The 13,308-nt window shown below is 42.2% G+C and carries 12 protein-coding genes and 1 other annotated feature; of the genes, 5 read left to right on the top strand and 7 right to left on the bottom strand.

All coding sequences use genetic code 11. The features are described from left to right. Nucleotides 1-391 precede the first annotated feature (391 nt). Nucleotides 392-994, top strand: a complete 603-nt coding sequence (gene rpsD, locus G476_RS0114140; protein ID WP_026690682.1) for a 30S ribosomal protein S4 — start codon at nt 392-394, stop codon at nt 992-994. 157 nt (nt 995-1,151) lie between these two features. On the opposite strand, the gene tyrS is transcribed toward rpsD, so the two are convergent. Beyond that, nucleotides 1,152-2,429, bottom strand: a complete 1,278-nt coding sequence (gene tyrS / locus G476_RS0114145; RefSeq protein ID WP_281170461.1) for a tyrosine--tRNA ligase — start codon at nt 2,427-2,429, stop codon at nt 1,152-1,154. A 46-nt stretch (nt 2,430-2,475) separates the two neighbouring features. Beyond that, nucleotides 2,476-2,680: a binding site (T-box leader), on the bottom strand. 134 nt (nt 2,681-2,814) lie between these two features. On the opposite strand from tyrS, the gene G476_RS22085 reads away from it, so the two are divergent. From G476_RS22085 to G476_RS0114165, 4 genes are all read left to right on the top strand, one after another. Further along, nucleotides 2,815-5,865 (top strand): transglycosylase domain-containing protein, encoded by a 3,051-nt coding sequence (locus G476_RS22085; RefSeq protein WP_084405749.1) that lies wholly within the window; start codon nt 2,815-2,817, stop codon nt 5,863-5,865. A 234-nt stretch (nt 5,866-6,099) separates the two neighbouring features. Next, nucleotides 6,100-6,732 carry a GNAT family N-acetyltransferase gene (locus tag G476_RS0114155; protein WP_026690684.1) on the top strand — a complete coding sequence of 211 codons (633 nt, stop codon included), beginning with the start codon at nt 6,100-6,102 and terminating at the stop codon, nt 6,730-6,732. A gap of 26 nt (nt 6,733-6,758) precedes the next feature. Further along, nucleotides 6,759-7,403 carry an acetoin utilization AcuB family protein gene (locus tag G476_RS0114160; protein WP_026690685.1) on the top strand — a complete coding sequence of 215 codons (645 nt, stop codon included), beginning with the start codon at nt 6,759-6,761 and terminating at the stop codon, nt 7,401-7,403. Then, nucleotides 7,400-8,578 carry an acetoin utilization protein AcuC gene (locus G476_RS0114165; RefSeq protein ID WP_026690686.1) on the top strand — a complete coding sequence of 393 codons (1,179 nt, stop codon included), beginning with the start codon at nt 7,400-7,402 and terminating at the stop codon, nt 8,576-8,578. Before G476_RS0114160 ends, G476_RS0114165 begins: the two co-directional genes overlap by 4 nt. Before the next feature lie 112 nt (nt 8,579-8,690). Here the strand turns inward: G476_RS0114165 and G476_RS0114170 are convergent, their stop codons facing one another. The 6 genes from G476_RS0114170 to G476_RS23615 all read right to left on the bottom strand — a co-directional run bounded on the left by G476_RS0114170 (nt 8,691) and on the right by G476_RS23615 (nt 13,276). Further along, on the bottom strand, nt 8,691-9,389 hold the full coding sequence (locus G476_RS0114170) for a 5'-methylthioadenosine/adenosylhomocysteine nucleosidase (protein ID WP_026690687.1): 699 nt from the start codon (nt 9,387-9,389) through the stop codon (nt 8,691-8,693). 142 nt (nt 9,390-9,531) lie between these two features. Continuing rightward, nucleotides 9,532-10,296 carry a flagellar motor protein MotS gene (gene motS, locus G476_RS0114175; RefSeq protein WP_035186547.1) on the bottom strand — a complete coding sequence of 255 codons (765 nt, stop codon included), beginning with the start codon at nt 10,294-10,296 and terminating at the stop codon, nt 9,532-9,534. Continuing rightward, nucleotides 10,283-11,098 carry a flagellar motor protein MotP gene (motP, locus tag G476_RS0114180; RefSeq protein ID WP_026690689.1) on the bottom strand — a complete coding sequence of 272 codons (816 nt, stop codon included), beginning with the start codon at nt 11,096-11,098 and terminating at the stop codon, nt 10,283-10,285. The genes motS and motP overlap by 14 nt, the downstream gene beginning before the upstream one ends. Nucleotides 11,099-11,144: 46 nt before the next feature. After that, the gene (ccpA, locus tag G476_RS0114185; RefSeq protein ID WP_026690690.1) at nt 11,145-12,152 is read right to left on the bottom strand and encodes a catabolite control protein A; all 1,008 of its coding nucleotides are present in this window, start codon (nt 12,150-12,152) and stop codon (nt 11,145-11,147) included. 191 nt (nt 12,153-12,343) lie between these two features. Then, nucleotides 12,344-12,904, bottom strand: coding sequence for a hypothetical protein (locus tag G476_RS0114190; protein WP_026690691.1), 561 nt, complete (start codon nt 12,902-12,904; stop codon nt 12,344-12,346). Between the two features lie 225 nt (nt 12,905-13,129). Next, nucleotides 13,130-13,276: a hypothetical protein gene (locus G476_RS23615; RefSeq protein ID WP_156906573.1), complete on the bottom strand. Its 147-nt coding sequence runs from the start codon at nt 13,274-13,276 to the stop codon at nt 13,130-13,132. Between the last annotated feature and the right edge of the window lie 32 nt (nt 13,277-13,308).

Genomic DNA, 13,308 nt, shown 5'->3' on the forward strand with positions numbered 1-13,308 from the left:
AAATATTTTTTGCACCTCACACGATCTCCTTTCTCTAGATTGTGCTCGCATAAATTCTTGATTTTTGATTATCCTCTTCTTTAATAAAAATATGGTTTAAGCTTAATCGTGACGCAATCGCTCATCCCTGTGTTTCTTGTTTACAAAAACAGCGTTTATTTAAGACACCCTTGACTTTTCCCCTGTGACGTTATACACTGTTCTTTGTGCAAATAAGACAGCCAAAGGTGAACATTATATAGTTTCATTTTATTCCCGTTATGTACGAGGTGCATCGTGTAACCTCCAGCTGTCGAGGCGATGGTGCATGAAAATAAAATGACTGTGTAATCGGGATCGCCACTTACTGTTCTGTTTCACAAATATACGTTTTACGAAGGAGGAGCTAATTATGGCTCGATATACTGGACCATCTTGGAAGCTTTCTCGTCGTTTAGGTATCTCTCTAAGCGGAACTGGGAAAGAACTACAAAAGCGCCCTTACGGACCTGGTGAACACGGTCCTAACCAGCGCAAAAAAATGAGTGAATACGGACTTCAGCTTCAAGAGAAGCAGAAGCTTCGCCACCTTTACGGAATGAACGAACGTCAATTCCGTCGCATGTTTGATGAGGCAGGAAACATGAAAGGGATCCACGGTGAAAACTTCATGATCCTTCTTGAATCTCGTCTTGACAACCTTGTTTACCGTGCCGGTCTTGCACGCACTCGTCGTCAAGCTCGTCAATTGGTTAACCACGGTCACATCGTTGTTGACGGTGGACGCGTAGACATCCCGTCTTACCGCGTAAAGCCTGGTCAAACAATCACTGTTCGTGAAAAGTCTCGCAACCTAACTGTAGTTAAGGAAGCACTAGACGTAAACGACTTCGTACCAGCTTACCTTGATGCTAACACTGATAACCTAGAAGCAACTTACACTCGTCTTCCTGAGCGTTCTGAGCTTCCAGCTGAAATCAGCGAGCAGCTTATCGTTGAGTTCTACTCTCGTTAATAAGTTGACTAGCTTAAAAAAGCAGATCCTTTTGGGTCTGCTTTTTTTGTGGTTATAGGGGTAGATTGGAAATGATGCTGCCTTGAATAAAGGGGCTTGAACGAGCCTCTAAACTAAACAAACCGGTCCCTAAATAGGAACCGGTTTGTTTTGGATACTACCCTTCGTAATGAACGAGGAAATTCTTCTTTTTACCACGGCGGATGATTGTGAACTGACCGTCGATCTTATCTTCATCACTCATCGTTTTATCCATCTCTTGGCATCGGTCTCCGTTAATGTAGACCGCTCCGTTTTTGATGTCCTCTCTCGCTTGTCGTTTTGATGGAGATACGCCTCCTTCAACAAGAACATCGATGAGGCCCTTCCCTTCTTCAATGGTGAATGAAGGGACGTCTTTAAACCCTTGTTTCACCTCTTCTGCAGAAAGTGATTTAAGGTCTCCTCCTCCGAATAACGCCGCTGAAATGTTCTGAGCCTGCTTCACTGCGTCTTCACTATGAACAAATCGAGTCAATTCTTCAGCAAGGCGCTTTTGAGCTGCTCGTTCATGCGGGCGTTCGGCTACTTCTGTTTCTAAAGTAGCGATCTCATCAGGTGTTAAGAACGTAAAGAATTTCAGAAACTTAATGACATCATTGTCGTCTGTGTTTAATAAGAACTGGTAGAATTCATAAGGGGACGTCTTTTCCGGATCAAGCCAGATCGCTCCTCCTTCTGTTTTACCGAATTTTGTACCATCGGCTTTTGTTACAAGTGGGATTGTAAACCCGAACGCTTTTGCTTTTTCGTCTTCTTCCTGACCATACATTTTTCGAATAAACTCAAGGCCTGACGTAATGTTGCCCCACTGGTCGCTTCCACCTATTTGAAGTTTGCAATTCTCTTCTTTGTACAAATGGTAGAAGTCGTAAGATTGAAGAATCATGTAGCTAAATTCCGTAAAAGAAATTCCTGATTGGATACGAGACTCCACGGAGTCTTTAGCGAGCATGTAGTTCAGACTGAAGTTTTTTCCTACATCACGCAAGAAATCAATCACACTCATTTCACTGATCCAATCATAGTTGTTTTTAAGCTTTGCGCCGTTTTCGCCGTCGAAGTCCAAGAAGCGTTTTAGCTGTTCGCGGATTTTGTCACTGAATCCTTCTACGACACTTTGTTCATTTAATGTACGCTCTGCTTTTTTACCACTAGGATCGCCGATTAAACCAGTTGCCCCACCAACAAGTGGAAGCGGTTTGTGACCTTCGAGTTGAAAGCGTCGAAGGGTAATGATTGTCAGCAGGTGTCCGATATGCAGACTATCCCCTGTAGGGTCGAAACCGCAATACAAGGATACTTTCTCTTTATTAAGCAAATCCGTAAGTCCGGACTCGTCTGTCATTTGATTAACCAGGCCGCGGTACTGAAGTTCTTCTAATAACGTCATGATTTTTCACCTCTATCTTAATTTTAAACACAAAAAAAGCTCCTCCCAAAAAAGGGACGAGATTCTCGCGGTACCACCCTCGTTGAAAATGATTGATGTCATTTTCCACTCACGGATAACGGTCCGCTAGCCGCCAATGGACTTGGAAGCTCAGAGATGTAATTCACAAAACGACTGTGTTCCGGTTTTCACCAACCACCGGCTCTCTAAATACAGGGAGACGTCTGCTACTGCTTTCTCTTCATTGCTTTTAGCTATATTATTTATCCATTTTTATCATAAATCCGTACAGCTGTCAAACCTACATTACGACATAACCATACATATTGTATTAAATAAGGATCAATATATGCTATAATATTGTTGACTTTCTAGGGGGTTTTAAACAATGTCAGATAAAAAATTTTCATTCGGAGATTTATTTCGGCGGCGTGAAACCAAATCGGTTTTAAAGGGCTTCCGTGTAACATCTCAAGTTGTTTGGAATTTATTTTTAATATTTATCGTAATTGGTTTAATGAGTATTTTCTTTGTAGGAGGCGCAGGTGCTGGTTATTTTGCCTCTCTGGTAAAAGACGAGCCTATTCGAAGCTACGATGAAATGAAGGAAGACATCTATGATTACGAGCAAACGTCCACCATTTATTTTGCTGACGGTATCGAGGTCGGGGAAGTACGTTCTGATTTGGAACGACATCCAGCAGAGCTAGATGAAATTTCTCAATACTTGATTGACGCCGTTATTGCAACTGAGGATGAATATTTTTACGAGCACGAAGGAATTGTACCTAAAGCTTTGCTAAGAGCTACATACCAAGAGTTCGCGAATTCTACTGTTCAAACAGGAGGAAGTACCCTTACTCAACAACTCATTAAAAACCAAATCTTATCCAGCGAGGTTTCGTTTGATCGTAAGGCAACAGAAATCCTTCTCGCCATGAGATTGGAGCAATTCTTTGAAAAAGACGAAATTCTTGAAGCTTATTTAAACATTGTTCCATTCGGACGAAATGCTAACGGGCGTCAAATTGCTGGAGCTCAGTCAGCGGCCCAAGGAATCTTTGGCGTAGATGCGGATGAACTAAACATACCACAGGCTGCCTTTATTGCTGGCCTTCCACAAAGTCCGTTTGGCTACACACCGTTCACTGGGGCAGGTGAAGTAAAAGAAAACTTTGATGATGATCACCCTGGTGTTCGTCGTATGAGAACAGTACTTGATCGAATGCATCGTCACGGCTACATTGATTCTGAGGAGTATGAGCGATATATCAATTATGATATTGTTGCCGATTTGACTGAGAGAACGGAAGACAACTATGAGCTTTATCCTAAAGTTACGTATGAAGTGTTAAGACGAGCAACTAGTAAATTAGCTCAACAATATATTACAGAAGCTGAGATTGATCTTTCAGAAATTGAAGATGAAACCGAACGCAATGAAATTATTAACGAATATAGAGAAAAAGCCGAACGAGAGCTACGCGGTGGAGGGCTTCATATTCACACCACAATTGATAAAGAGATCTATGATGCGCAAGCAGAAGTTGTGAAAAACTTTGAGCATTTCTACAGTGATCTAACAGTTGAAGATACAGACTCTGAAACCGGTGAAGAAATTAAGTACGATGCCATGCAAGAACTTGGCGCGACACTTATAGAAAATGATACGGGTAAAATAATCAGTTTCGTAGGTGGACGCGACCCAGACCAACAGTTCAACACAGCAACACAGGCTAGAACATCCGTCGGCTCCACAATGAAGCCATTTACATTTGCTGCATTAATGGAATTAGGAGCTGTTCAACCAGGGTTCATCTCACCAGATGTCCCTTATGAAACACCGTACGCTGAGCACCCTGTTACAAACTTTAACAACCAATACAGTGGACTTATGACGATACGGGAAGCACTGCAACGTTCAAGAAACGTTCCTGCTGTAAGAGAATACAACCGTGCAGATGGTAACGACATCCGTCCATTTTTGACGAATAATAATCTAGTTCCATCTGATCAAGAAATGTATGAAGTCCTTCCATTAGGCTCTGAAGTAATCAGTGTCGAGAACAATACAAACGCTTATGCAACTTTTGCTCGAAACGGAAAATATAAAGACAGCTATATGATTGAGCGCATTGAAAGAAACGACGGTGAAGTTGTCTTTGAGCATGAAACCACCGAACGTGATGTTTACTCTGAACAAACTGCTTATTTAAGCATTGATATGATGAGAGACGTCCTAGAATCCGGTGGAGGTACTGCTGCAGCATTACCTAGCATGCTTAATTTCTCAAGCGACTTGGCTGGTAAAACAGGTACTTCTCAAGGGGTACGTGATGCTTGGTTTGTAGGCTCTAATCCGAACATATCCATGGGTGTATGGTTTGGCTACCGAGATAACCTACAACTTCCTTATGAAGACTCTAGTCAAGGATCTCTAAGCTACTCACGAAGAGTTCAAACGATGTGGGCAGAACTTGCGAATGTAGCGTATGAGATTAACCCTGATCTTATGGATCCAGGTGAGAACTTCCAAGAACCAAGCGGTATTGTCCGACAAGAAGTTTGTGGGATTTCAGGGCTACTCCCTTCCGATTTGTGTCGTGAGGCCGGACTTGTTACAACAGACTTGTTTAACGCAGAACACGTTCCTACAGAGCGTGATGATAGTCTTGAAAGAGTTCGATACGTTAAAGTCGGTGATAACAACTATAAAGCGTTAGATTCTACACCTTCTGAATTCACCCGATCGGGCGTTTCTGTTAAAGAAGAATACTTCGATTTTGATGGTGATCTTGCTGAATTCCTACCAGATGATTGGGACACATTAGTCCCTGATGAAGATGCACCAGATAACGGTCAAACGCCAAGTACACTAAACAGTGTCACTACTTCAGGCAGTTCTGTTCGTTGGAGTGCTCACTCTGATGATGACGTCATCGGGTATCGTGTGTATAGATCTTCATCAGCAAATGGAAACTTCAGTAAGGTAGACAGCGTCCGTTGGGATGAGTCCTTCTCCTACTCCGGTTCTTCCGGTTACTACGTTGTCACCGCAGTAGATGTAGCTGGAAGAGAGTCAAGTCAAGGCTCTCCGGTCAGAATTGGTTCAGGTTCTTCAAGTAATGATGATGATGATGACGATGACGACGATTCTGACAGCAACAGAGAAGATGACAGCGACTCGGACAGCAGTGATGAGGAATCAGACAACGATAATGACAACGGTAATGGTAACGGTAACGGTAATGGTAACGGTAATGGCAACGATAATGGCAATGGCAACGGCAACGGCAACGATAACGGTAATGGTAACGGTAATAATGAGAACGATGATTCTGATGATGAGCCGGATGATGAGCCAGATGACGAACCGGATGACGAACCGGATGACGAGCCGGATGATGATGAGGAAGATGATGAGCATGAGGACGATTAATCATCTGATCACCTTTTTAAAAAAGTAATTTAAAGTACAAAGTGATTGACACTAGCTACGAACATTGCTTCGAGGCTGCCCCAAAGGAAACATGTATCTTTGGGCAGCCTCTTTTTTATTTACGATAGTGTGAATTTTTTGTCATTTCTCCAATGTTTTTCTTGATTATGATATAGTGAAACAAGAGTAATGCATTTTAAAAGAGGTACGATTAGTGGAAAAGGTGGGTTGCCCGTGGAGCACCGAAAAACATACCACTCCTACGAGATTACAGACCGTGACAAAAACCTTTTAGTTGAAGGTCCAATTGAAAAAGAAACACTGGAGCGTTTAACAATGGATGAAGGCTTAGTTGCGTTTCGTCCACCGGACAAGCAAAAGGAAGCCCTTTTAAAAGTTATCGAAATGCCCGAAAGCAGGATTATCGTTGCAAGAGACGGAGACAAAATCGTTGGCTATGCAACCTTTTTATACCCTGATCCTCTTGAGCGATGGTCAGAAGCCAACATGGATAACCTGATAGAGCTTGGAGCCATTGAAATATCCTCAGACTATCGAGGGTACAACCTTGCAAAAACCATCCTTAAGGTTTCAATGATGGACGATGCGATGGAAGATTATATCACCATTACAACCGAATATTATTGGCATTGGGATTTAAGAGGTACAGGATTATCTATTTGGGAATATAGAGATGTGATGGAAAAGGTCATGAAAGCAGGCGGTCTCGAATGGTACGCCACAGATGATCCGGAAATCTGCTCTCACCCAGCCAATTGCCTTATGGCCAGAGTCGGGAACCGTGTGAATAGCGAATCTGTAGAAGAGTTTAACCGCATTCGATTTAAGCATAAATACATGTTCTGATTTTTTCTAAATTGGGGGAAAGCCTTATGATGTTAGAAGAAATAATGAAGACCGATGTGGTTTCCGTAAACGCCTCCACGTCATTAGGGGAAGCATTTAAACTAATGGAGAAGCACAAAATTCGTCACCTACCTGTTATCCAAGAAGATGGGTTCATAGAGGGTATTGTATCTGACAGGGACTTACGAGATGCAAGCCCTTCCATTTTTAATCCTTCAGAAAGTGTCTTTGCTGAAAAGAAAGTATCAGAAATAATGAAGACCGATGTTATTACGGCTTTGCCTACAGACTTTGTAGAAGATGCCGCAACGGTGATGGTCGAAAACCATTTCAGCTGCTTACCCATTGAGCACGATGACCATCTTGTAGGAATTATTACAGATTCCGACCTTCTAAAAACACTAGTCCGTCTAACTGGTGCAGACCTACCTACCTCTCGCTTGGAAGTAGAAGTTCCAAACGTAGCCGGTATGCTTACTGAGGTTGCGAATTTGATTAGCGAAAAGGGTGTTAATATTCAAAGCGTTCTCGTATACCCTGGGAAAAATCCAGATAAAAAAATTCTCGTCTTCCGAGTCCAAACAATGGACACAAGAAAACTTGTTCAAAGTATTGAAGACCATGATTATCTAGTCAAATGGCCGCAACTTAACTCGGGGATGACTCTATGACGGGAAAAGCAGTGTTTGTTTATTCCCAGGAGCAATTATCTTATCGCTTTAACGAAAATCACCCTTTCAATCAAAAGCGCCTTGAAACAACGAATGACTTACTTTTTACACTCGGTGCTCTAAAAGAAGAGGATATCGTTAAACCAAGGTTAGCCACTGAAGACGAGTTGCTACTTGTCCACACGAGAGATTATGTAGAAGCGGTAAAAAAAGCGAGTTCGAGTCAAAGTCAGGCTTCATTTGCTTCCACGTACGGTCTTGGTACGGAAGACACGCCTTCCTTTCCTTCTATGCACGAAGCAGCATCGTGGTTAGTAGGAGGTACACTGACTGCTGTTGACTGTATCTTTAACAAGGGATACGACCATGCATTAAACCTTGGTGGAGGCCTTCATCATGGCTTTAAAGGAAAGGCTTCAGGATTTTGTATTTATAATGATAGCTCCATTGCCATAGAATACATGCGAAAAAAATATGATGCCCGTGTCCTTTATATTGACACCGATGCACATCACGGTGATGGTGTTCAATGGGCTTTTTATGACGATCCCAATGTATGTACGCTATCATTACATGAAACTGGACGCTATTTGTTTCCTGGAACAGGAAGCGTAAGTGAACGTGGTTCCGGTGAAGGATACGGATATTCATTTAACGTCCCTTTGGAAGCGTTTACGGAAGATGAATCTTGGCTCCAATGCTATGAAAAGGCCATTACAGAGGTTGCAGAATATTTTCGCCCAGATGTCATTATTACTCAAAACGGAGCGGACTCTCATTTCTACGATCCTCTTACACACCTTTGTTCAACAATGAAAATCTTTCATGAAATCCCTAGGCTTGCCCATAAGATTGCCCATCAATACTGTGAAGGGCGCTGGATTGCCGTTGGTGGCGGCGGTTACGACATATGGCGAGTTGTTCCTAGAGCTTGGTCTCTCGTTTGGTTGGAAATGACCAATCAGACCGAAAGTGTGATCCACTCTCCTATACCAAAGAGCTGGATTGATCGCTGGCAAACATCATCACCTGAAAAGCTTCCAGAAACGTGGTTTGATGACTATTCCATTTACCCCGACATCCCCCGAAAAAAAGAAATAGAAAAGAAAAACGAGCGGACCGTTCAAAAAGCGCTTGAGCCTATTTTTAAACAACATAAGAATGTACCGTTATAACAAAAGAAGCTGGGACAAAAAGCGTGTGTTTAGCTGCTAACCCAAACAATTTATACGATTTATTCGGGTTCACTTAACTAAAATGCTTCTGTCCTCGCTTCTTTTTCAACGTCTATTTCATGCGACTAAGCATGCTCTCAACTATTTTTGAAGATCGCACTGCTGACTGCTCGACAAACGTTTCAAAACTTCCAGCTGCTTCGCCGTTTGCTTTATCAGAAATAGATCTGAGTATTACAAACGGTGTTTGGTTAACCATGGCCCCATGAGCCACCGATGCCCCTTCCATCTCTACGCATGTCCCATCAAAGCGTTCGCGAAGCTCCACTACTTTCTCTGGATCGGCAATAAACTGATCTCCACTTAGGACCACTCCTTTTTTAACATATCCCTCATTCAAGGAAATGGCTGCATCATAAGCGAGAGACACAAGACCTTCGTCAGCAGAAAAAACGGAAGAGTACTCAAACATAGGCACTTCTCCACGTTCAAACCCCAGTGCACTTGCATCCAGGTCATGCTCAATACACGAAGTAGATACAACTAAGTCGCCAACTTCCAACTCAGGATCCAATGCGCCAGCTACGCCAGTAAAAATAATGGCTTCTACATGATAGATGTCAATTAAAAGCTGTGTGGTGATCGCTGCATTTACTTTTCCAACCCCACAACGGGTAATGACAACCTGATGTCCGTGCCAGCTTCCTTTATAAAGCGTTAAGTGGGCTTTCTTTTCTTCCGTAAAGGACGTGCCTTCTTTTAAAAAGTAATCAATCTCTTCTTTCATCGCTCCAATAATTCCAATTCTCATATAAAACGCCGCCTTTCATCTGTTCCATTTCTCATCATATTGTATAGACAAATCCTAAAACTGTCTATTCTTGTTCCCGATTTTCTATAAGAAGACGAAAAAAAGTCCGGAGAAAACGTATTTCCCCGGAAATTGTCGAGTGTTAGAACGACTCTTCCGGATGATACTCCGGATCTGAAATCACAATCACAACACGACGATTTTGTCTTAAGTTCTCTTCTGTTGTATTCGGAACAACAGGTCTTGTATCTCCATACCCAACAGCCATAAAACGACCTGCATCCAAGTCTGAATCGTTTGTAAGGTGACGGATCACACTTGAAGCTCTTGCTCCTGACAGTTCCCAATTAGAAGGGAATGTGGATGTATTAATTGGGCGGCTATCCGTGTGTCCTTCCACCTTTACAATGTTAGGAATCTCTCCTAACAACGTACCCACTTTATCTAAGAATGGCTTAGCTCCACTTAGCACTTCTGCCTGAGCTGAGCGAAATAACGTCTGTTCCTGTAGTACAAGAACAACGCCTCGTTCATCACGTGAAGCACTTATCTCTTCTTGAAGTTCGTGGGTTTCCAAATACTCATTTACTTCTTGAAGGAGCTTGTCCAACTCTTCTTTGTCTTCTTCAACATCCAAATCAAGCATCAATTCCTCGATTTCAGTCAAATCATTAGGATTTACTTCAGTATCTTCTGAGGGATGCTCTGCAGGTATAAGGGAAGGGAAATTATCAAATATGGCACGGTCTTGAAACGATTCGGCCAAAGCCTGAAACTTTTGAGAATCAACGACGCTCATAGAAAAGAGAAGGATAAAAAACACTAGAATAAGTGTCATAAGGTCTGAAAAAGTGACCATCCATTTTGGTGCACCTTTTTCTGACCTTTGAACTCTACGCCTGATCATAGGCGGCCTCTCCTTCTTTAACCTCTTCCTCTTTTACTTTAGCTTTCTTCGGTAAAAAAGCACTCAGTTTTTCTTCCAGTACTTTCGGATTTTGTCCTGACTGAACACCGAGGATCCCTTCAATAATGATTTGTTTAATGAATACTTCTTCCTCGGTTTTATTCGCAAGCTTGTTTGCCATTGGCAAAAACACTAAGTTTGCCAGTAGTGTCCCATATAACGTGGTCAGAAGTGCAATCGCCATATTAGGTCCAAGCGTTGCGGGATCATTTAAATTCTGTAACATCAATACTAAACCTACGAGAGTTCCAATCATTCCCCAAGCCGGGGCGTACTCTCCAGCTTTTTCAATTATGTATCGACCTTTGCGGTGACGCTCTTCCATGGCGACTACTTCAGCCATTAAGATATCCTTTATGGTCTCTTGCTCAATTCCGTCAACCGCTAATAAAACACCCTTTTCAATAAACGGATCGTCCACTTCCTCCAAGCCCATTTCAAGAGAAAGAAGACCCTCTCTTCTCGCTTTCGTGGACAAATCTTTAAAGGTTGAGATCAAATTACTCAAATCATAATCTCTAGCATGAAAAGCTTCTTTAAAGACCTTTGGTAAGAGAGCAAGATCCTGCTTAGTAAAGTTAATCATAATGGCAGCTGATAAACCGCCCAATACAATGACAATAGATGTCCATTGAACGAAAAAGTGAAAGTTCCCCGCTCCAGCGTTAAAAAAGATTGCAAATAAGATCATGGTAAGACCAACAAATATACCAATCGGCGTAAAGTAATCGAGCTTCTTCATCTTTCTCCCCCATATTCTCTATCATCCGATTGGTACTTTGTCTATATTAATCGGATGACTTCGTCGAATCACGGTACTCTATGCGGTGTGGCAACAATACAACATCGTCATTTACTTCTTCTTTATTCATATACTTCGTCAACAATCTCATGGATACTGCACCGATATCATACATAGGCTGAACAACAGATGTTAACGTTGGACGAACCATTGATGCAAGTCGAGTATTGTCAAATCCGATTACTTCAAAGTCTTCCGGCACATTAAATCCTTTATCTTGAGCACCATGGATCACACCTAATGCCATTTCATCTGTAGAGGCGAAGATTGCCGTTGGCTTGTCATCCAAAGAAGTAAGTGTGCTCATCGCTTCTAAACCGGAATCGTAAGTATAATCACCAATTACCACATAATCATCATTTAGTTCCAATCCAGCATCGGTTAATGCGCGCTTATATCCGGCAAATTTTTGGTATCCATTAATTGGGTCTTCCAGGGTACCGGATAGCATCGCAATTTTCTCGTGACCTTTATCAATAAAGTCTTTGACAGCATCGTAAACACCTTGCTCATAATCAATGTTTACACTAGGAAATTCCCTCTCTTTATCCACTGTTGCAGAAAGAACAACCGGTACAGGTGACTGCTTGAATTGCTGTGCATGTTCTTCCGTAATTTCGCCACCCATAAAGATCAGCCCGTCCACTTGTTTTTCAAGAAGAGTGTTAATTAAGTGAATTTCTTTCTCTTTATTTTGGTCAGAGTTACACAGAATGATGTTGTACTTGTACATGGTGGCAATGTCTTCAATCCCTCGTGCCAATTCGGCGAAGAAGATACTTGAGATATCAGGAATAATAACCCCGACCGTTGTTGTTTTCTTACTGGCAAGCCCTCTTGCCACCGCATTGGGACGATAGCCTAACCTCTCGATCGCTTCAAGCACACGCTTTCTTGTTGTAGGTTTCACATTCGGATTTCCATTGACTACACGGGATACTGTTGCCATCGAGACTCCCGCTTCTCTTGCTACATCATAAATTGTAATATTCATTTATAGTCCTCCTTACATCAATTACCATTATATGGTTTTCATGTTTTCATAACGTAATGCTATGATACGACACTTTAAGGAGGGGCGCAAATTCTTTATTTATATCGACAATTTGGGCCCCTACGTTCACCTTAATCCTAATATTTCTTATGTTTTTTTAAATATTTACCCTGTAAATATGAAAATAATGTCTAATTGTATTGGATTGTTTTTTGTACAATCTTTGGATTTGACCCGTCACGTTCTTTCATAATTGTGTATTGGAGTCGCTCCGTTCTTCCATTCTCTACAATGTCCATTTCCACAACAGATTGTATGGTACTGTGTTGAATCACTTCTATGCTCATAGGGTCCGCATCTAAAATCGAAGGCCATCGTACATCGGTCACAGCTGCCAAGTAATTCCCGTCTCTGCTTAAGCTAAGGTCCGTTATTTTTCTAGCTACAGTGTCAGAAAGCTCATTGGATAGGACATGTTGCAGGTATTCGTAAAGCTGATTCTTTGTTTTAAAAGATTCAAATACAACCACGCCATCTTCGGTTCGCTTTGTTTCTCTTAGGGGCTTACGAATATACGACTCCGCCTCGGACAAGAAAGTAACGAGTGTCTCCTTTTCCTTTGCAGTCACTGCTTGGTTGGTAAATTGCGTGTACTCCATTGCACTATCCATTTCACCATCTTCACCTGGATTCCCACAACCTCCAGCCATTAAAAGGAACACGATACAGATAGCCCACATCACTCTTTTCATCGTCTCACACCTTTTTTTTCTTAGGGTGACACTTTCACACTCTACATATACATGAACCTTCTAAAGGAGATCTTTGGTGATGCGGGCCTGTCCCCATAGCCTGCAACTTAAACATAACTAATGTGACCCCCAGGGTTCACGCATAATAAAGAAGCTTTCTCTCAAAAGGTTTTTTAACCATGGATAAATTCCCGTTACAGGTGGACGCTTTCCGCGGGCATCGCCTTAGCCTCCTCGGGAAAGGCGTTCTGCGGGGTCTTCGGCTGAAGAGCTTCCTGCTTCTTCCTCTACAAGCATATGCTCCGAAGCATCTGCGTCGAAGCAACTCGTAGCATACACAAGATGTAAACGCTCGTCGCTGGGAGTCACCACCTTTCACTCCATTCCCTACTTTAATAGAAGAT

Source organism: Alteribacter aurantiacus DSM 18675, assembly GCF_000429705.1.
GTDB lineage: Bacteria > Bacillota > Bacilli > Bacillales > Salisediminibacteriaceae > Alteribacter > Alteribacter aurantiacus.

Bases quoted from the DNA above. Each gene is read 5' to 3' on its own strand.
- rpsD (WP_026690682.1), top strand. From the start codon at position 392: ATGGCTCGATATACTGGACCATCTTGGAAGCTTTCTCGTCGTTTAGGT.
- G476_RS22085 (WP_084405749.1), top strand. From the start codon at position 2,815: ATGTCAGATAAAAAATTTTCATTCGGAGATTTATTTCGGCGGCGTGAA.
- G476_RS0114160 (WP_026690685.1), top strand. From the start codon at position 6,759: ATGATGTTAGAAGAAATAATGAAGACCGATGTGGTTTCCGTAAACGCC.
- G476_RS0114165 (WP_026690686.1), top strand. From the start codon at position 7,400: ATGACGGGAAAAGCAGTGTTTGTTTATTCCCAGGAGCAATTATCTTAT.
- G476_RS0114170 (WP_026690687.1), bottom strand. From the start codon at position 9,389: ATGAGAATTGGAATTATTGGAGCGATGAAAGAAGAGATTGATTACTTT.
- motS (WP_035186547.1), bottom strand. From the start codon at position 10,296: ATGATCAGGCGTAGAGTTCAAAGGTCAGAAAAAGGTGCACCAAAATGG.
- motP (WP_026690689.1), bottom strand. From the start codon at position 11,098: ATGAAGAAGCTCGATTACTTTACGCCGATTGGTATATTTGTTGGTCTT.
- ccpA (WP_026690690.1), bottom strand. From the start codon at position 12,152: ATGAATATTACAATTTATGATGTAGCAAGAGAAGCGGGAGTCTCGATG.
- G476_RS0114190 (WP_026690691.1), bottom strand. From the start codon at position 12,904: ATGAAAAGAGTGATGTGGGCTATCTGTATCGTGTTCCTTTTAATGGCT.